The following is a 16,405-nucleotide window of genomic DNA, read 5'->3' as shown; positions in this document are numbered from 1 at the left end:
CGATGAATCAGGCGGCCGCGAACTCGAGCGGCTGCCCGGCTTGCAGGGTCGCTTCGCGCGACAGGTTGCCGAAGAACTCCTCGCCGGTCTTGGTGTCGACCCAGGCCGTGCCGTCGTGGCGATAGTGATAGCCGCCCGAGCGTGCGGCCAGCCAGATTTCCTGCAGGGGCTTCTGCAGGTTGACGATCAACTGGCTGCCGTTCTGGAATGAAATCGTGATCATCCCGCCCACCCGCTGGTTGTCGAGGTCGGCGTCGCTTGCGTCGTTGATGCGGTCGCAGCCCTGCTCGATGGCCGCGAGCGCAGCTTCGGCGCGGTCCATGTACTCAATGTCGGTCATTACAATTTCGCTATGTTGAACGTTCGCCAAATTCTAGTGAGCACCCGCGCCCGCGCTGTGCTCATGGTCTGCCTCGTTGCGGGCACCACCGCGCTGGTTGCCTGCGGACAGCGCGGTGCGCTGTACCTTCCGACAGATCCGGCAGCTGCCGGGCGCGCCACCTTGCCACAGCTCATGACGCCGGACAGCCTGCGCTCGTCGTCCGCCAGTGCAGCGGCGCCTGCGCCGGCCGCGGCCGCCAGCGCGCCGGCCGGCAACAACAGCAACACCACGGAACCGCGCAAATGAGCGCCGATCTCACCACTTCCCCTCTTCCCGGCCAACCGCATGTCGCGCAGCGCGACGGTACGCTGCACATCGAAGGCGTGGCGCTCGACGCTCTGGCCCGAGAGCACGGCACTCCGCTTTTCGTCTATTCGAAGCAGTGGATGCTGGATGCGCTGGCTGCGTACCAGCGCGGCTTCGAAGGGCGCGATGCTCTCATCTGCTATGCAATGAAGGCCAATTCGTCGCTCGGCGTGCTGCGCGTTTTCGCGGACGCCGGCTGCGGCTTCGACATCGTCTCGGGCGGCGAACTGTCGCGCGTGCTGGCCGTGGGCGCCGATCCGAAGACGATCATCTTCTCGGGCGTCGGCAAGACCCGCGCCGAGATGCGACAGGCACTCGAGGCCGGCATTGCCTGCTTCAACGTCGAGAGCGAAGCCGAACTCGACGTGCTCAACGAAGTGGCACTGGCCGAAGGCCACCGCGCACCGATCAGCATCCGCATCAATCCGAACGTCGATCCGAAGACGCATCCGTACATTTCCACCGGCCTCAAAGGCAACAAGTTCGGCATCGCGCACGACCGCGCCGTCGAGGCCTACCGGCATGCCGCAAGGCTGCCGGGCCTGGAAGTCGTGGGCATCGACTGCCATATCGGTTCGCAGATCACCGAAGCCTCGCCCTACCTCGATGCCTGCGACCGCGTGCTGGACCTGATGGAGGCCATCGAGGCGGCCGGCGTGCCGATCCATCACCTGGACTTCGGCGGCGGCCTGGGCATCGACTACAACGGCGAAGTGCCGCCCAAGGCCGATGCGCTCTGGCAACAGCTACTCGCCAAGCTCGATGCCCGCGGTTTCGGCCAGCGCAGGCTGGTGATCGAACCCGGCCGCTCGCTGGTCGGCAACGCCGGCGTTTGCGTCACCGAGGTGCTCTACACCAAGCCAGGCGAAGACAAGAACTTCTGCATCGTCGACGCGGCCATGAACGACCTGCCGCGTCCCGCGATGTACCAGGCCTTCCAGCGCATCGTGCCGGTGCGCACGCGTGCCGGCGTTGCGCCGACCTACGACGTGGTGGGCCCGGTCTGCGAAAGCGGTGACTGGATCGGCCGCGATCGCGCGCTCAACGTGGTGGCCGGCGACCTGCTGGCCGTGCTGTCGGCCGGAGCGTATTGCATGAGCATGTCCAGCAACTACAACACGCGCGGGCGTGCCGCCGAAGTGCTGGTGAGCGGCGCCACCGCCAAATTGATCCGCCGTCGAGAGACGATGGAAGACCAGCTGCGCGCCGAGATCGAGGGCTGACAGGCCTTTCCCTTCGGACGGTCAACCGGTGCGCAGCGGCTTGTCGCTGCTGCGCGCCGCCACCGAGGCCGGCGCCTGGCGCTTGCTCGCGAAATTCCAGACGCGCCATGCCAGCAGCACGCCGATGATCGCGGCATAGACGAACACTTCGGCGAAATTGTTCTTGCCCGCGCGCAGCCAGAAGAAGTGCAGCAGGCCGAGCCCCGCGATCACGTAGACCAGCTTGTGCAGCAACTGCCAGCGCTTCGCGCCCATGGCCTTGATCGCCCGATTGAACGAGCTGGCCGCCAGCGGCGTCAGCAGCACGAAGGCGGAGAACCCCACGAGGATGAACGGCCGCTTGGCAATGTCCTTCGCGATCTCGCCCCACTCGAAACCCATGTCGAACCAGCTGTAGCACACCAGGTGCAGCACGACGTAGAAGTACGCGAACAGGCCCAGCATCCGGCGGTAGCGGGCCAGCGCGTTCCACCTGGTCATCACGCGCAGCGGCGTCACCGCCAGCACGATGCAGATGAAGCGCAGCGTCCAGTCGCCGGTGGCGCGAATCAGGAACTCGGCAGGGTTGGCGCCGAGGCCGTCCGTGAACGCGCCGTATGCCAGCCGCGCGAACGGCAGGAGGCACAGCAGAAAGACGACCGGCTTGGTCGCCGGATGCATGAGCAGCTTGTTCATGGGGGCGATGGCAGCGTGCCGGAGCCGGCTCAGTAGTTCTTCTTCAGGTCCATGCCCGCATACAGCTGGCCGACCTGCGCTTCGTAGCCGTTGAAAAGCTCGGTCTTGCGACGCTTGGCGAACAGCCCGCCGCCATCGCCGATGCGGCGCTCAGTGGCCTGGCTCCAGCGGGGATGGTCGACGTTCGGGTTCACGTTGGAATAGAAGCCGTACTCGTTGGCTGCGGCCTTGTTCCAGGCCGTGCCCGGTTCCTTCTCGACGAAGCGGATCTTGACGATCGACTTCGCCGACTTGAAGCCATACTTCCATGGCACCACCAGCCGCACCGGCGCGCCGTTCTGGTTGGGCAGCACCTCGCCGTACATGCCGAAGGCCAGCAGCGTGAGCGGGTGCATCGCCTCGTCCATGCGCAGGCCTTCGGTGTAAGGCCAGTCGAGCACGCGCGAGCCCACGAAGGGCATGGTCTTGGGGTCGGCCAGCGTCACGAACTCGACGAACTTGGCGTTGCCCTGCGGCTCGACCTTCTTGATGAGCTCGGCGAGCGAATAGCCGACCCACGGAATCACCATCGACCAGCCCTCGACGCAGCGAAGGCGATAGATGCGCTCTTCCTGTGCGCTGAGCTTGAGCAGGTCCTCGATGCCGTACTTGCCAGGCTTCTTGACCAGGCCTTCGACCTCCACGGTCCAGGGGCGCGTCTTCAGCGTGCCGGCATTCCTGGCCGGGTCGGCCTTGTCGGTGCCGAACTCATAGAAGTTGTTATACGTCGACGCGTCCTTGTAGTCGGTGACCTTCTCCATCGACATGGCACCCGGCACAGCTGATTTGGCCCCGGGCAGCGGCGCGAGCTTGTTCGGGCGCTCCGCCTGCGCCCACGCATCGCGCGAGGCAAAGCTCGCCAATGCCGCACCGGCTGCGCCACCCGCGATGAGTTTCAGCACATCGCGGCGGCTTTCGTAGTCGGCGCGGGGCGTGATCTCGCTCGGCAGCGGATGGTTGAAGCCGTTGTCGCCCTGGTTGCGGCGGATCGGACGGGAATGGAACGACATGACAGGCCTTTCGCGTGAATCGTTTTGTTCAGGGTAGTTCGTGACTGCCCCCGATCTGGTTACGCGCCTTCGCGGCGCGCGGTTTCAATTCTTCGCGAAAGCCCGTAGGCGTGCGCTCACAGCGTGCCGTAGCTGTGCAACCCGCTCAGGAACATGTTCACGCCGAGAAAGGCGAAGGTCGTGACCGCCAGCCCACCCAGCGCCCACCAGGCTGCCACGGTGCCGCGCAGGCCCTTCACGAGCCTCATATGCAGCCACGCCGCGTAGTTGAGCCAGACGATCAGCGCCCAGGTTTCCTTCGGGTCCCAGCTCCAGTAGCCGCCCCAGGCGTCGGCCGCCCACAGCGCGCCCAGCACGGTGGCGACGGTGAAGAAGGCAAAGCCGACAGTGATCGACTTGTACATGACGTCGTCGAGCACATCGTTGGCAGGCAGGCGTGCCGCGATTCGTTTGCGTCCCAGCAGGATGCCGGCCGCTATCAGCGCCGAAATGGCCGCATAAACCACCCAGTAGCTGCCGCCGGCTTCCTGCACCCGCTGGCGGAATGCCACCGGCACGAAGCACAGTGCAACGCCAAGCAGCCAGATCGGCGTGAGCTTGTACCAGCGCGTCTCGCTCGCCTGCTCCTTGATGAGGTAGGCGAAGGCCACCATGGCCGACAGCGCAAAGGTGCCGTAGCCGATGAAGTTGGCCGGCACGTGCAGCTTCATCCACCAGCTCTGCAGCGCGGGCACCAGCGGCTGGATCTCATGCGCCTCGCGCACGATCGTGTACCAGAGCAGGAAGCCCACCGCCGCGCTGACCACCAGCATCACGAAGGCGCCCAGCGCGCGCGTGTTGTAGCGCTCCTCGAAGTAGAGGTAGAACGCGGCCGTCAGCCAGCAGAAGAGCACGAACACCTCGTACAGGTTGCTGACCGGAATGTGGCCGATGTCCGGGCCGAGCTGGTGGCTCTCGTACCAGCGCACCATGGTGCCGATCAGCGCCATCGTCACGGCAGCCCAGGCCAGGCGCGAGCCGATCATGTCGAAGGTGTCCGACTGCTTGCCGCCGAAGAAGCCGAGCCAGTAGAACAGAGTGCTCATGAAGAACAGCACGCTCATCCACAGGATGGCCGACTGGCTCGACAGGAAGTACTTGAGCCAGAACACCGTGTCGGCACGCGCCAGATCGCCCTGGTACGACGTGATGGCCAGCAACGACGCCGCGGCGACCACGATGGCCAGCACGCGCAGTGGGCGCCAGAACCAGCCGATGGCGATCATCGAGACGACCGCGGCGGCAAGGATCGGCTTCTCGTAGTAGTCCATCGACCCCGCATACCGCGCGAAGGCGAAGAGGCCGCCGGCCAGCACCAGCGCCGCGAACACCCAGTCGAAGAGGTTGCGGCGTGAGAGCCAGCTTTCATTGAGCGTCAGGGTCGTGGTGTTCATCATGTCTCTGCTTGTGTCTTGTCCAGGCCGAGCAGCTTGTGCCTGAGGTGCTCGAATTCGCGGTCGCTGTCGATGGTCTTGCGATTGACCGAGAAGGCCATCGTGGCCGCCGTGGCCGCCGCAGCGCCATCGGACACGCCACCCTCGGGTGTCAGCCATACCCAGAGCCGGCGCTCGCGCACGTACAGCATGGCAAAAATCCCGACGATCAGCAACAGACAGCCGAGGTAGACGATGCTCTTCCCAGGGGCGCGAGCCACCTGGAACACGCTGGCCTGCACCTGGGTGAAGTCGGTCATCATCATCGCGACCGGGGCCGGATAGAAGTGCGCATCGCTGATGGCCAGCACCGCCTGCGTCAGGTAGGCCTGCGATTTCTCGTCGTTCGGCAGCGCGGCCAGACCGGCGCCTTCGCGGCTCAGGTTGAGCACCTCGAACAGCACGTCGTTCAGGATCCGCACCAGCACGCCGCCGGCGCGCTCCCGCTCGGCTTCGGGCACGTTGACCTCCATGAACTCGGCAATCGCCTGCCAGCCGCCGACGGTGGTGGCGTCGGGCTTGGCGCGCTCGGTGCCCGCGAACAGCGCGAGCGCGCGCGTGGCCGACACGCGCAGCTGCTCCGCCATTTCGGGCCGCTTCGGGTCGCTGGCCTTCGCGATGTAGCGCTCGATGGCGCGTGCACGGGTATCGGCATCGCCAAGCGCGGTGCGCATGCGCACGAAGCCGTCCATGGAGCCTTGGTCGTCGGCCGGCACGCGCAGGTAGCGGAACGGATCTTCGGGCCGCTCGCGCATGCCCAGCAGGAACACCGGCTGGCCGTCGCCGGTGTCGACCGGCACCATGTAGTTCTGGTACTCGCGCGCCTGCCCGGCGGCGTCGCGCAGCTTGTAGCCGATGCTGGGGCCGATGTTGCGCAGCACCTTGGGCTTGTTGACCTTGTTGGCCGCGCCCAGACGCGATTCGATGTCGTGGCGCAGGTCGACCTTGCGCACGTCGGCACCGCTGCTCATCGCCCCGGCATCGGCGAAGTTCTCCACGTTGATCACGCGCAGCGCGGCGTACTCGAGCGTGAGCTTGTCCTTTCCGTTGGTGATCTCGGTGCTCGGGCCGCCGATGACGCCTTCCACCTCGAAGGGCTTGGCTGCGGCCGCCATCGGAACCGCCTTGAGCTTCACCTTGGAGCCGCCGTCGTCGAAGCTCGACTGGTAGATTTCCACGCCCTTGTAGCTTGCGGGATGGTTGACCTCGATGCGCGCAGGCACCTCGGCACCGGTCTCGCGGTCGTGCAGCACCACCTCGCTCGCGAAGAGCTTGGGCATGCCGGTGGAGTAGTAGTCGACGATGAACTTCTTCAGCTCGATGGAGAACGGAAGTTCCTGCAGCAGCACGCCGTCGGCCTGGTTCAGGATGGCCACGCTGCCCTGCCCGCCTTCGGGCACGAGGATGTTGCCGCGGAAGGTCGGGTTGCTGGCGGAGAGCCGGTGCTGCGGCGGCACGTCGGCGATCATGCCGCCGCCTGTGAACACGCTCTTGCCGTTGAACCAGGTCTGTGCGCGCACCACGAGGTCGCCGTCGAACAGCCCGCCGATGCACACCAGCACGATGGCACTGTGGGCTGCGATGTAGCCCAGCTTGTGCGCGCCGCCGGCGCGCGCCGCGACCATCCACCCTGCGGCGGTCGGCCGGCTGCCCTGGGTGGCTTCGCGCTGCTGCAGCCTGACCTTCCAGCCGCCGCTCACGAGCAGCTGCCCGATGCGGTTGGCCGCGGCCTCGGGCGTTTCGCCGAGGCTGTTCTCGGCACGCTGGCCGAACGCCTTCAGGCTCTGCGCGCGGATATCTTCCTTGAATGTCTTGAGGTCGACCATGATGCGCGGCGTGTTGCGCACGATGCACAGCGTGGTGCTGATCACCAGGAACAGCAGGATCAGCAGGAACCACCATGCGCTGTAGATGGAGTCGAGCCGCGCCGCGCGGAACAGCTCGGCCCAGAAGGGCCCGAACTGGTTGATGTAGTTGTTGATCGGCTCATGCTGCTTGAGCACGGTGCCGATGATCGACGCGATGCAGATGACTGTGAGCAGCGCGATCGCGAAGCGCATCGACGAGAACAGCTCCACCGCTGCGCGAAGCATTTGCGGGCCGCGATGAACGCGAAGGCCATGGGTGGAGACGGACATCGGGCGACAGTAGAACGGAAAAGGAGAAAAAAGCGAAAGGGCGGGCCATCCTGATGGATCGGCCCGCCCTTTGTTTGGGGTTGTTGTCGGCGGTTAGTTCACGCGCTCACGCTCGAAGGCGTGACCTCACCGTCAGCGCAGGCCGGCGATGTAGTCGGCCACGGCCTTGATCTCGCGATCGTTGAGCTTGGCGGCCACGCCGGTCATGGGGGCGCTGTTCAGGCGCACGTTGTCGCGGAAGGCAACGAGCTGGGCCACGGTGTAGTCGGCGTTCTGCCCGCCCAGCCGCGGGTATTGGGCAGGCATGCCCGCGCCGTTGGGGCTGTGGCAGCCGGCGCAGGCCGGGATCTGGCGATCGCCGATACCGCCGCGGTAGATCTTCTCGCCGAGGGCGATGGTGTCCTTGTCCTTCGAGAAGCCCGTCTTGATCTTCTTCGAGCCGACGAACCAGGCGATGTTGCGCATGTCGTCGTCGGACAGCGCAGAAGCCAGCGGCTTCATGATCGCGCTCTTGCGCTTGCCGGACTTGAAATCCTGCAACTGCTTGAGGATGTATTCGGGATGCTGCTGTGCCAGCTTAGGGTTTGCCGCAATGGCGGAGTTGCCATCGGCGTTGTGGCATGAAGCACAGCTCTGGCTGTTTGCCGGTGTTGCGTTGAACAACGTGTCCCCCTTGGCAGGGTCCGGCTTGGGTGGCTTTGCAGCCGCCGCGGCCGGAGCAGCCGCGTGTTCATCGGCTGCAAAACTTACGCTGGATGCGAGGCCCAGAAGGGCTGCAAGCAAAATATTGGCAAACAACTTCATATCGGGGGCTTCGAATTTATGGCGCAAAACCCCACGATTCTACAATGTGGGTCTTGTTTCGAAAGTCCGTAGATGCCCTCCCCGCGCGCCAAGCCCGCAGCCTATCCATCCCGCGCGGCGCCTGCCGCGGACCCCAAGCTCGCCGAGCGCGAACGCGTGGCACTGGGCTGGCTGCACACTGCCCACTTCCTCACCAGCGCGCCACAGCTCGAACACCTGCCGCCCGTCGATCTGCCCGAGATCGCCTTCGTAGGCCGTTCCAACGCAGGCAAGTCGACGGCCATCAACACGCTCACGCAGCAGACCCGCCTGGCCTTCGCCTCGAAGACACCGGGCCGCACGCAGCACATCAACCTGTTCGGCATCGGCAAGCAGAAGGTCGATGACGCGGTGCTCGCCGACCTGCCGGGCTACGGCTATGCGGCAGTGCCGCGCGAGGCCAAGCTGCGCTGGCAACGCGTGATGGGCAACTACCTGATGACGCGCGAGAGCCTGCGCGGCGTGGTGCTCATGTGCGATCCGCGCCACGGACTCACCGAACTCGACGAGATCCTGCTCGACGTGATCCGTCCGCGCGTGGAACAGGGCCTGAAGTTCCTCGTGCTGCTCACCAAGTCCGACAAGCTCACGCGCAGCGAAGCCGCCAAGGTGCTGTCGATCACGCGACTCAACGCCGGCGGCGGCGAGGTGAAACTGTTCTCCGCGCTGAAGAAGCAGGGCGTCGGCGAGGCGGCCGAGCTGCTGTGGCGATGGGTGCACCCGGAAGACGCGGCAGCGGCGCCCGACCCCGCACAAGACGAACCGCCGCCGGAGCCACCCGCCGAGGCTTGATCTCGTCAGGCTGCAACGGCCGTCCAGCGTGCGTAGTTCACTATCAAAAGAATAGCGACAGTCAACCCAAAGGAGACAACGAGCATGATCGAGACCTTCCAACGCAGCCTGCCAAACGGCACCACCCTGAGTTGCCGCGCCGCTGGCAAGCCGGGCCAGCCGCTGATGGTGTTCCTGCACGGCTTTCCCGAGGCCGCGTTCATCTGGGACGAGCTGCTCGCGTACTTTTCGGACCCGGCCCATGGCGGCTACCGCTGCGTGGCCCCCAACCTGCGCGGCTTCGAGAAGTCGAGTGCGCCCACTGAAGTAGCGGCCTACAAGGCGCAGCTGCTGATCCAGGACATCCAGCAACTCGTGGCCACCGAAAGCGAAGACGGCCGCATGGCCGCGCTGGTGGCGCACGACTGGGGGGGCGCCTTCGGCTGGGGCTACGCCAATGCCTTTCCGGAGCAGGTCGGCAAGCTGGTCATCATCAATTCGCCGCACCCGGGTACGTTCACGCGCGAGCTTCGCAACAACCCGGCGCAGCAACAGGCCAGCGCCTACATGAACTTCCTCGCGCGTCCCGACGCCGAGGCGCTGCTCGCGGCCGACGACTTCAAGCGCATGTGGCCTTTCTTCCTGCTGATGAAGGCCGGACCGGACGGCTTCGGCTGGCTCACCGAAGAGGTCAAGCAGCAGTACCGCGAAGTCTGGAGCGCGGGTCTCACGGGCGCATGCAACCTCTACCGCGTGACGCCGATGAAGCCGCCGCTGCCGGGGCAGGGCATCGACAGCATCCCGGTGTTGCCGCGAGAACGTTTCACGGTGAATGTGCCGACCTTCGTGTTCTGGGCGCTCGACGACGCGGCGCTGCTGCCCGGTCTGCTCGAGGGACTCGACGAGTACGTGCCCGACCTCGTGGTCAAGAAGGTGCCGGGCGCCACCCACTGGATCGTGCATGAGCAACCGCAGCTCGTGGCGCGCGAGATCGAGGCCTTCCTCGATCGCCGTTGAGAACAGCCGCCACCGTCTGGCGCCACGCCTCCTCGGGGGCGGCGTCAGTAGATCGGCGGCTCGCCCTCGGGGCGCGTCTTGAAGCGGCGGTGCACCCAGTAGTACTGGGACGGCATGGTGTCGATGTAGCCCTGCAGGCGCTCGTTCATGAGGGCCGTATCGGCCTCGACGTCGTCGGTCGGGAAGTTCTGCCAGGTCGGCAGCACTTCGATCTCGTAGCCCGCGGGCGTGAGCTTCGACACCACTGGCACCACCTTGGCCTTGCCCAGCCGCGCGAAGCGCGAGAGCGACGGCACCGTGGCCGCCTGCACGCCGTAGAACGGCACGAAGATCGTCTGGTCGCGTCCGAAGTCCATGTCGGGCAGCAGGTACAGCAGCCCGCCCTTGCGCAGGCCCTGCAGCACCGGCTTGATGCCGTCGACCCGGTTGAGCGCGGCCACGTCGCCGAAGCGCGTGCGGCCTTCGCGGATCCAGGCGTCGACCATCGGATCGCGCTGGGTCGTGTAGATGGTGGCCGAGGGACGCGCTGTGTGCATGGTCAGCGCGGTCGCCGCGGCATCGAGGCCGTAGAAGTGCGGCGCGAACAGGATCATCGGCGCGTCGCCGTCGGCGATCTCGCGGATTTCCGGTGCTGCGCCCACCACCTTCAGCCGGCTCGCCACTGTCTTCTCGGAGGCATGCCAGAGCCAGCCGCGGTCGAGCCACGACTGGGCCACGTAGACGAAGGTCTGGCGCGCGAGCGAGCGGCGCTCGGCCTCCGATTTCCCGGGGAAGCACACAGCCAGGTTGGTGTCGACCACGCGACGCCGCGGCACGGCGACGGTGTGCAGGATGCGGCCGAGGAACGCGCCGAAGCCACGCACGAGGGGCAGCGGCAGCGGCGCGATCGCGCGCATGAAGCCGATGCCGAGTCGGGATCCCAGGCTCATGCGGCCTCTCCGGTGGCGGCGGCCACGCGCTCCGCGCGCGGCTCCTTGAACCGGGCGTAGTCCCACACGTACTGGCCGGGCAGGCTGCGGATCAGGCCACTGATGGCGTCGTTCATGGCGGCGGCGGCGTCCTCGATCGGCGCCGTGGCGTCGGTCAGTGCCGTACCGACGATCGGCTCGAAGCGGATCACGTAGCCGGCGCCACGCGGCAGCCGTTCGCACACGCTCAGGAAGCAGGCCGCGCCGGTCTGTTGCGCAAGGCGGGGAAGCAAGGTCATGGTGTAGGCGGGGCGGCCCAGGAACGGCGCCCAGACGCCCTGTCCGAGCGGCGGCACCTGGTCTGGCAGGATGCCGGTATAGCCGCCGCCGCGAAGCGTGCGGATCAGGCCGCGCACGCCGGTGTTGTTCGTGGGAAGCGTCTGCAGGCCGGGCCGGTCGCGCGAGCCGGCGGCGATCAGGTCGGCCATCCATTTCTTGCGCGCGGGGCGGAACAGCGCGGTGATGGGCCCGTAGGACGCGAGAAAGCGCTCGCCGATGGCCTGGCCGCACATCTCCCAGCTGCCCAGGTGCGGCGCCACCAGGATCACGCCCTTCTTCGCCTGCATCGCGGCTTCGAAGGCCTCGACGCCTTCCCAGCGCACTACGCGGTCCAGCACGGTCTCACCGTGGGGCCGAAGCCACAGCCAGGGCAGTTCGGAGGCCATCTTGCCGGCTGCGGAGATCGCGGGACGGTACTGGCCCGGCCCGAAGCCTGCACTGGCGGCATTGGCCCTGAAGCGTCGGCGATAGCCCGGCGCGCTCCACCAGACCAGCCAGCCCAGCATGGCGCCGAACCAATGCATCAATGGCATCGGCACGCGGGCAAGCAGGCGGAACAGGGTGATCATCGGAACGGGAGGGGGTGGTCAAAAAACGGACGCGCGCGCATGGTATGCGCGGCTCGAATAGAATCCAAATTGTCGCCGAGTTACGGAACAACTTGCAGGGCGACAAACACAAGCGCATGGCGATTGTGCCCCCGCCGATTCGTCGGCATCTGCTAAAGCGTTCGCCAGGGCTCCGCAGAGTTGGCAACGCGCCAAATCAATTCATGGAGTTTGAACACATGGCGAACGATTTTCTCTTCACTTCCGAATCCGTTTCCGAAGGCCACCCCGACAAGGTCGCCGACCAGATCTCGGATGCCATCCTGGACGCGATCTTCGAGCAGGACCCACGCAGCCGCGTGGCCGCCGAGACGCTGACCAACACCGGTCTCGTGGTGCTCGCAGGCGAGATCACCACCAATGCGCACGTCGACTACATCCAGGTGGCGCGCGACACCATCAAGCGCATCGGCTACGACAACACCGACTACGGCATCGACTACAAGGGCTGCGCCGTGATGGTCTGCTACGACAAGCAGTCCAACGACATCGCCCAGGGCGTGGACCACGCCTCCGACGACCACCTGAACACCGGTGCCGGCGACCAGGGCCTGATGTTCGGCTACGCCTGCGACGAAACGCCCGAGCTGATGCCCGCGCCGATCTACTACGCACACCGCCTCGTGGAGCGCCAGGCGCAACTGCGCAAGGATGGCCGCCTGCCCTTCCTGCGTCCCGATGCCAAGAGCCAGGTGACGATGCGCTACGTCGACGGCAAGCCGCACAGCATCGACACCGTCGTGCTCTCCACGCAGCACAGCCCCGACCAGAGCGAAACCGCGACCAAGATGAAGGCCTCGTTCAACGAAGCCATCATCGAGGAAATCATCAAGCCCGTGCTGCCCAAGGAATGGCTGCAGAACACGCGCTACCTGATCAACCCGACCGGCCGTTTCGTCATCGGCGGCCCGCAGGGCGACTGCGGCCTCACCGGCCGCAAGATCATCGTCGACACCTACGGCGGCGCCTGCCCGCACGGCGGCGGCGCGTTCTCGGGCAAGGACCCGTCGAAGGTCGACCGCTCGGCCGCCTATGCGGCGCGCTACGTGGCCAAGAACATCGTGGCGGCGGGCCTGGCGCGCCAGTGCCAGATCCAGGTGGCCTACGCCATCGGCGTGGCGCAGCCGATGAACATCACGGTCTACACCGAAGGCACCGGCGTGATCCCCGACGAGAAGATCGCCGAGCTCGTGCGCGAGCACTTCGACCTGCGCCCGAAGGGCATCATCCAGATGCTCGACCTGCTGCGCCCGATCTACCAGAAGACCGCCGCCTACGGCCACTTCGGCCGCGAGGAGCCCGAGTTCACCTGGGAAGCGACGACGCAAGCCCCCGCGCTGCGCGCCGCAGCCGGCCTGAAGTAAGCACTATGCCGCCGGTGCCTGCACCGGCGGAAAGCGAACGCTGACCAGCAGCCCGCTCGGCTCGTGCGGGTTGGCTGCCAGGTCCACGTTCGCATCGAAGGCCCGCGCGATCTCGCGCACGATGGCCAGGCCCAGACCGGTTCCCTCCGTGTCCTGGGCCACGCGGTAGAAGCGCTCGAACACACGTTCGCGCACCTCGGGCGCAATGCCCGGGCCGTTGTCTTCCACCGTCAGTTCCACCGCCCCATCCTCTGCCGTCCTCACACCGACGGTCACGCGGCCGCCTTCGTGCGTGTAGCGCAGCGCGTTGTCGAGCAGGTTGCCGGCCAGCGCATCGAGCAGCGCGGGCTGCGCCAGCACGAGAGCGGCATCGGGCGCCTCGAGCCCGAGGTCGATGCGGCGGCGGTCCGCCAGCGCTGCCAGCTGCTCGACGCAGCGCAGCGCCACGGCCGCGAGGTCGACCCGCTCCAGCCGGGTGTGCGCATCGCCGTGCTCGGCCTGCGCCAGCAGCAGCAGCTTGTTCGTCACGTCGACGAGACGGCGGTTGCTGGTCTGCATCGCGAGCCACATCGCGTCCATGTCGGCGCGGCGCGTATCCCATTCGCCGCGGTGCTGGCGCGTGTAGCGCGCGAACTCGATCTGCGTGGCCTGCATCGCGAGCGGCGTGCGCAGCTGGTGGGCCGCGTCGGCAATGAAGCGCCGCTGCGCCTCGGAGTGCGCCTTCAGCTGGCCCACGAAGCGGTTGATGGTGTCGGCCACCGGCCGCAGTTCGCTGTGCAGCGCGGCCGGGTCCACCACCAGGTCGAGGTGCAGCGGGTCGCGCTGTGCGAGCTGCTGGCTGAGCCGCACGATGGGGCGCAGTTCCAGCGTCAGCGCGGCCACGGCCAGTGCGATGGCTAGCACCAGCGCGATCAGCAGGTATTCCATCGACGGCCACCACAGCATGCGCAGCATGTGGTTGCGGCTGCCCTCGGTCTTGCCGACGGCGATGGTGATGTCGCGCGCGCCCCCGGCCTCGTACATCGCACGCGTCGTGACCACGGCGCGCAGCGGCAGGCCGGAGAAGTGCGTGTCGTACCACTGGGCGCGGTCCACGCCTTCGGGCTTGCGCACGGCGGGCAGCGGAAAGTCGGGCGAGCCGGCCAGCAGCTCGCCGTTGGCGCCGGTCACGCTGAGGAACACGCGGTCGCGCTCGGGCGACACGAACAGGCTCAGGGCCGAGGGCGGCACGCTGGCCTGTACGTCGTCGCCTTCCCAGATGAGCCGGTCCGACAGCACCTTGGCGGACGAAAGCAGGTCGTGGTCCTGCACGTAGTCGGCCACCTCGGCCGCGTTGCGCCAGGCGAGGTAGCCGCAGATGGCGACGAACACCGACAGCGGCAGCAGCAGCCACAGCGCGAGGCGCAGGCGGAGGCTGGCGCGCTTCATCCGGCGGCCTTCTCTCAGTCTTCCTGGCGCGTGCGCAGCAGATAGCCCACGCCGCGCAGCGTGATGATCGTGGCCTGGCTCTGCTCCAGCTTCTTGCGCAGCCGGTGGATGTAGATGTCCACCGCGTCCGCGCTGGGCTCGTCGTCGAGTCCGAAGATCGCATCGATCAGCGCCTGCTTCGAGACGGTGCTGCCCGCCTTCAGCACCAGCGTCTCCAGCAGCGTGCGCTCGCGCGGCGGCAGCGCCAATTCTTCGCCTGTCAGCGTGAACTGGCGCGTGCGCAGGTCGTAGCGCAGGTCGCCGCAGGCGATGTCGTTGGCCTTGCCCGGCATCTGCCGGCGCACCAGCACCTTGATGCGCGCCACCAGTTCGCGGATCTCGAAGGGCTTCACCAGGTAGTCGTCGGCGCCGATCTCCAGGCACAGCACCTTCTGGTCGAGCGACGCGGTGGCCGTGAGGATGATCACCGGCACCGTGTCGCCGCGCTCGCGCAGCCGGCGCAGCACGGCCTTGCCGGGCAGGCCCGGAATGTTCAGGTCGAGCAGCACCACGTCGTAGGCCGCCTGCGCCAGCAGGAGGTCGGCGGCCTCGCCGTCGGCGACGTGGTCGACCACGAAATCCTGTTCGCGCAGCAGGCTGGAGAGCCAGTGCGCGAGTTGCGGGTTGTCTTCGATAAGCAGCAGCTTCATGGGCGGGGCCTGGGTGGCCGTGGATTCTAGGAAGCATGCCGGTCTATGCGCCGGCCTAGGGATAACCATGAGGAATCGCGCGGTCCGGTGAAAGCTGCCCGAAGGATGCAGATTCCTAGACTGACCCGGTCGAACAACCTCAACCGGAGACACCGCTCACCATGTCCGCCACCCGCCGCACCCTGATCGCCGCAGCGCTCTGCACCGCCTTCGCCGCCACCGCCCCGCTCGCGCAGGCCGCCGACGCACCCATCACCATCATGGTGGGCGGCATCAACAAGATCATCTACCTGCCGGCCAAACTCACCGAGGCGCTGGGCTACTTCAAGGACGAGGGCCTGAACGTCGAACTGCAGTCGCAGCCCGCGGGCGTGGACGCCGAGAACCAGCTGATCGCGGGTGCCGTGCAGGGCGTGGTGGGCTTCTACGACCACACCATCGACCTGCAGAGCAAGGGCAAGGAGATCCAGGCGATCGCCGTCTTCTGCAAGGTGCCGGGCGAGGTCGAGCTGGTCAGCACCAAGGCCGCCGCGGCCGGCTTCAAGAGCATGGCCGACGCCAAGGGCGGCAAGACCCTGGGCGTGACGGGCCTCGGCTCGTCCACCGACTTCCTCACGCGCTACCTGGCCGACCGCGCCGGCGTGGCCTCGAAGGACTATTCGCTGCTGCCCGTGGGCGCCGGCAACACTTTCATCGCGGCCATGAAGCAGGACCGCATCCAGGCCGGCATGACCACCGAGCCCACCGTGTCGCAGATGATCAAGACCGGCGACGCCAAAGTGCTGGTCGACCTGCGCACCGAGGCCGACACGGTGAAGGCCCTTGGCGGCCTCTACCCCGCCGCGAGCCTGTACGTGCAGAACGCCTGGGCCGAGTCGCACAAGGCCGAGGCCTCCAAGCTGGCGCATGCGTTCGCTCGCACCATGGAATACATCCATACGCACAGCGCGGAAGACATCGCCGAGAAGGTGCCGCGCGACTACTACGGCAACGACAAGGAGCTGTACGTGACGGCCCTGAAGGCGTCGCTGCCGATGTTCACCGCCGACGCGAAGATGCCCGCAGGCGGCCCCGAGACCGTGCTGAAGGTGCTTGCCACCTACAAGCCCCTGGTGAAGAGCAAGAACATCGACCTGTCGAAGACCTACAGCAACGCCTACCTGGCGAGCGCGTCCGTCGCGGCGAAGTGACCT

General features: G+C 66.7%; 16 protein-coding genes. 6 read left to right on the top strand and 10 right to left on the bottom strand.

The features are described from left to right. Positions 1-7: 7 nt before the first annotated feature. Complete coding sequence (cyaY, locus tag AACL56_RS08505) at positions 8-340, bottom strand: iron donor protein CyaY (RefSeq protein ID WP_339089387.1); 333 nt, start codon at positions 338-340, stop codon at positions 8-10. 36 nt (positions 341-376) lie between these two features. Here cyaY and lptM point away from each other — a divergent pair, with 36 nt between their 5' ends. After that, positions 377-628, top strand: a complete 252-nt coding sequence (lptM, locus tag AACL56_RS08500) for an LPS translocon maturation chaperone LptM (protein ID WP_425336998.1) — start codon at positions 377-379, stop codon at positions 626-628. Beyond that, positions 625-1,911 (top strand): diaminopimelate decarboxylase, encoded by a 1,287-nt coding sequence (gene lysA, locus AACL56_RS08495; RefSeq protein ID WP_339089385.1) that lies wholly within the window; start codon positions 625-627, stop codon positions 1,909-1,911. The genes lptM and lysA overlap by 4 nt, the downstream gene beginning before the upstream one ends. 21 nt (positions 1,912-1,932) lie before the next feature. On the opposite strand, the gene AACL56_RS08490 is transcribed toward lysA, so the two are convergent. The 5 genes from AACL56_RS08490 to AACL56_RS08470 all read right to left on the bottom strand — a co-directional run bounded on the left by AACL56_RS08490 (position 1,933) and on the right by AACL56_RS08470 (position 8,049). Beyond that, positions 1,933-2,586 (bottom strand): sulfite oxidase heme-binding subunit YedZ, encoded by a 654-nt coding sequence (locus AACL56_RS08490; RefSeq protein ID WP_339089384.1) that lies wholly within the window; start codon positions 2,584-2,586, stop codon positions 1,933-1,935. A gap of 29 nt (positions 2,587-2,615) precedes the next feature. Next, entirely contained in the window at positions 2,616-3,635 is a 1,020-nt protein-coding gene (msrP, locus tag AACL56_RS08485) for a protein-methionine-sulfoxide reductase catalytic subunit MsrP (RefSeq protein WP_339089383.1), read from the bottom strand. 116 nt (positions 3,636-3,751) lie between these two features. Beyond that, a complete protein-coding gene (gene ccsB, locus AACL56_RS08480) occupies positions 3,752-5,068 on the bottom strand; it encodes a c-type cytochrome biogenesis protein CcsB (protein WP_339089382.1) in 1,317 nt (438 codons plus the stop codon). Next, positions 5,068-7,245 (bottom strand): cytochrome c biogenesis protein ResB, encoded by a 2,178-nt coding sequence (locus AACL56_RS08475; RefSeq protein ID WP_339089381.1) that lies wholly within the window; start codon positions 7,243-7,245, stop codon positions 5,068-5,070. Before AACL56_RS08475 ends, ccsB begins: the two co-directional genes overlap by 1 nt. Positions 7,246-7,377: 132 nt before the next feature. Then, positions 7,378-8,049 (bottom strand): c-type cytochrome, encoded by a 672-nt coding sequence (locus AACL56_RS08470; protein WP_339089380.1) that lies wholly within the window; start codon positions 8,047-8,049, stop codon positions 7,378-7,380. A 72-nt stretch (positions 8,050-8,121) separates the two neighbouring features. Here AACL56_RS08470 and yihA point away from each other — a divergent pair, with 72 nt between their 5' ends. Continuing rightward, positions 8,122-8,880 carry a ribosome biogenesis GTP-binding protein YihA/YsxC gene (gene yihA, locus AACL56_RS08465; RefSeq protein ID WP_339089379.1) on the top strand — a complete coding sequence of 253 codons (759 nt, stop codon included), beginning with the start codon at positions 8,122-8,124 and terminating at the stop codon, positions 8,878-8,880. A gap of 84 nt (positions 8,881-8,964) precedes the next feature. Beyond that, positions 8,965-9,876 carry an alpha/beta fold hydrolase gene (locus AACL56_RS08460; RefSeq protein ID WP_339089378.1) on the top strand — a complete coding sequence of 304 codons (912 nt, stop codon included), beginning with the start codon at positions 8,965-8,967 and terminating at the stop codon, positions 9,874-9,876. Between the two features lie 44 nt (positions 9,877-9,920). Here AACL56_RS08460 and AACL56_RS08455 read toward each other — a convergent pair whose 3' ends face one another. Beyond that, positions 9,921-10,805, bottom strand: coding sequence for a lipid A biosynthesis acyltransferase (locus tag AACL56_RS08455; RefSeq protein ID WP_339089377.1), 885 nt, complete (start codon positions 10,803-10,805; stop codon positions 9,921-9,923). After that, positions 10,802-11,692 carry a lysophospholipid acyltransferase family protein gene (locus AACL56_RS08450; protein ID WP_339089376.1) on the bottom strand — a complete coding sequence of 297 codons (891 nt, stop codon included), beginning with the start codon at positions 11,690-11,692 and terminating at the stop codon, positions 10,802-10,804. Before AACL56_RS08450 ends, AACL56_RS08455 begins: the two co-directional genes overlap by 4 nt. A 218-nt stretch (positions 11,693-11,910) precedes the next feature. Here AACL56_RS08450 and metK point away from each other — a divergent pair, with 218 nt between their 5' ends. Further along, a complete protein-coding gene (gene metK / locus AACL56_RS08445; RefSeq protein ID WP_339089375.1) occupies positions 11,911-13,095 on the top strand; it encodes a methionine adenosyltransferase in 1,185 nt (394 codons plus the stop codon). A 3-nt stretch (positions 13,096-13,098) separates the two neighbouring features. Here the strand turns inward: metK and AACL56_RS08440 are convergent, their stop codons facing one another. Continuing rightward, positions 13,099-14,523, bottom strand: a complete 1,425-nt coding sequence (locus tag AACL56_RS08440) for a sensor histidine kinase (RefSeq protein WP_339089374.1) — start codon at positions 14,521-14,523, stop codon at positions 13,099-13,101. A gap of 14 nt (positions 14,524-14,537) precedes the next feature. After that, on the bottom strand, positions 14,538-15,212 hold the full coding sequence (locus tag AACL56_RS08435; RefSeq protein WP_339089373.1) for a response regulator transcription factor: 675 nt from the start codon (positions 15,210-15,212) through the stop codon (positions 14,538-14,540). Positions 15,213-15,373: 161 nt separating this feature from the next. Between AACL56_RS08435 and AACL56_RS08430 the strand changes: the two genes are divergently transcribed. After that, positions 15,374-16,402 carry an ABC transporter substrate-binding protein gene (locus AACL56_RS08430; RefSeq protein WP_339089372.1) on the top strand — a complete coding sequence of 343 codons (1,029 nt, stop codon included), beginning with the start codon at positions 15,374-15,376 and terminating at the stop codon, positions 16,400-16,402. Positions 16,403-16,405 lie beyond the last annotated feature (3 nt).

It is taken from the genome of Variovorax paradoxus (assembly GCF_902712855.1).
Classification (GTDB): Bacteria; Pseudomonadota; Gammaproteobacteria; order Burkholderiales; family Burkholderiaceae_C; genus Variovorax; species Variovorax paradoxus_Q.
Note: the sequence above shows the minus strand (reverse complement) of the source record. Positions and strands in the feature narration are given on the sequence as shown.

Excerpts from the sequence above, each read along its gene's own strand:
- AACL56_RS08455 (WP_339089377.1), bottom strand. The coding sequence starts at position 10,805 with ATGAGCCTGGGATCCCGACTCGGCATCGGCTTCATGCGCGCGATCGCG.
- AACL56_RS08440 (WP_339089374.1), bottom strand. The coding sequence starts at position 14,523 with ATGAAGCGCGCCAGCCTCCGCCTGCGCCTCGCGCTGTGGCTGCTGCTG.
- lysA (WP_339089385.1), top strand. The coding sequence starts at position 625 with ATGAGCGCCGATCTCACCACTTCCCCTCTTCCCGGCCAACCGCATGTC.
- metK (WP_339089375.1), top strand. The coding sequence starts at position 11,911 with ATGGCGAACGATTTTCTCTTCACTTCCGAATCCGTTTCCGAAGGCCAC.
- AACL56_RS08430 (WP_339089372.1), top strand. The coding sequence starts at position 15,374 with ATGTCCGCCACCCGCCGCACCCTGATCGCCGCAGCGCTCTGCACCGCC.
- AACL56_RS08435 (WP_339089373.1), bottom strand. The coding sequence starts at position 15,212 with ATGAAGCTGCTGCTTATCGAAGACAACCCGCAACTCGCGCACTGGCTC.
- cyaY (WP_339089387.1), bottom strand. The coding sequence starts at position 340 with ATGACCGACATTGAGTACATGGACCGCGCCGAAGCTGCGCTCGCGGCC.
- AACL56_RS08475 (WP_339089381.1), bottom strand. The coding sequence starts at position 7,245 with ATGTCCGTCTCCACCCATGGCCTTCGCGTTCATCGCGGCCCGCAAATG.
- yihA (WP_339089379.1), top strand. The coding sequence starts at position 8,122 with ATGCCCTCCCCGCGCGCCAAGCCCGCAGCCTATCCATCCCGCGCGGCG.
- AACL56_RS08460 (WP_339089378.1), top strand. The coding sequence starts at position 8,965 with ATGATCGAGACCTTCCAACGCAGCCTGCCAAACGGCACCACCCTGAGT.
- ccsB (WP_339089382.1), bottom strand. The coding sequence starts at position 5,068 with ATGAACACCACGACCCTGACGCTCAATGAAAGCTGGCTCTCACGCCGC.
- AACL56_RS08470 (WP_339089380.1), bottom strand. The coding sequence starts at position 8,049 with ATGAAGTTGTTTGCCAATATTTTGCTTGCAGCCCTTCTGGGCCTCGCA.
- AACL56_RS08490 (WP_339089384.1), bottom strand. The coding sequence starts at position 2,586 with ATGAACAAGCTGCTCATGCATCCGGCGACCAAGCCGGTCGTCTTTCTG.
- msrP (WP_339089383.1), bottom strand. The coding sequence starts at position 3,635 with ATGTCGTTCCATTCCCGTCCGATCCGCCGCAACCAGGGCGACAACGGC.
- AACL56_RS08450 (WP_339089376.1), bottom strand. The coding sequence starts at position 11,692 with ATGATCACCCTGTTCCGCCTGCTTGCCCGCGTGCCGATGCCATTGATG.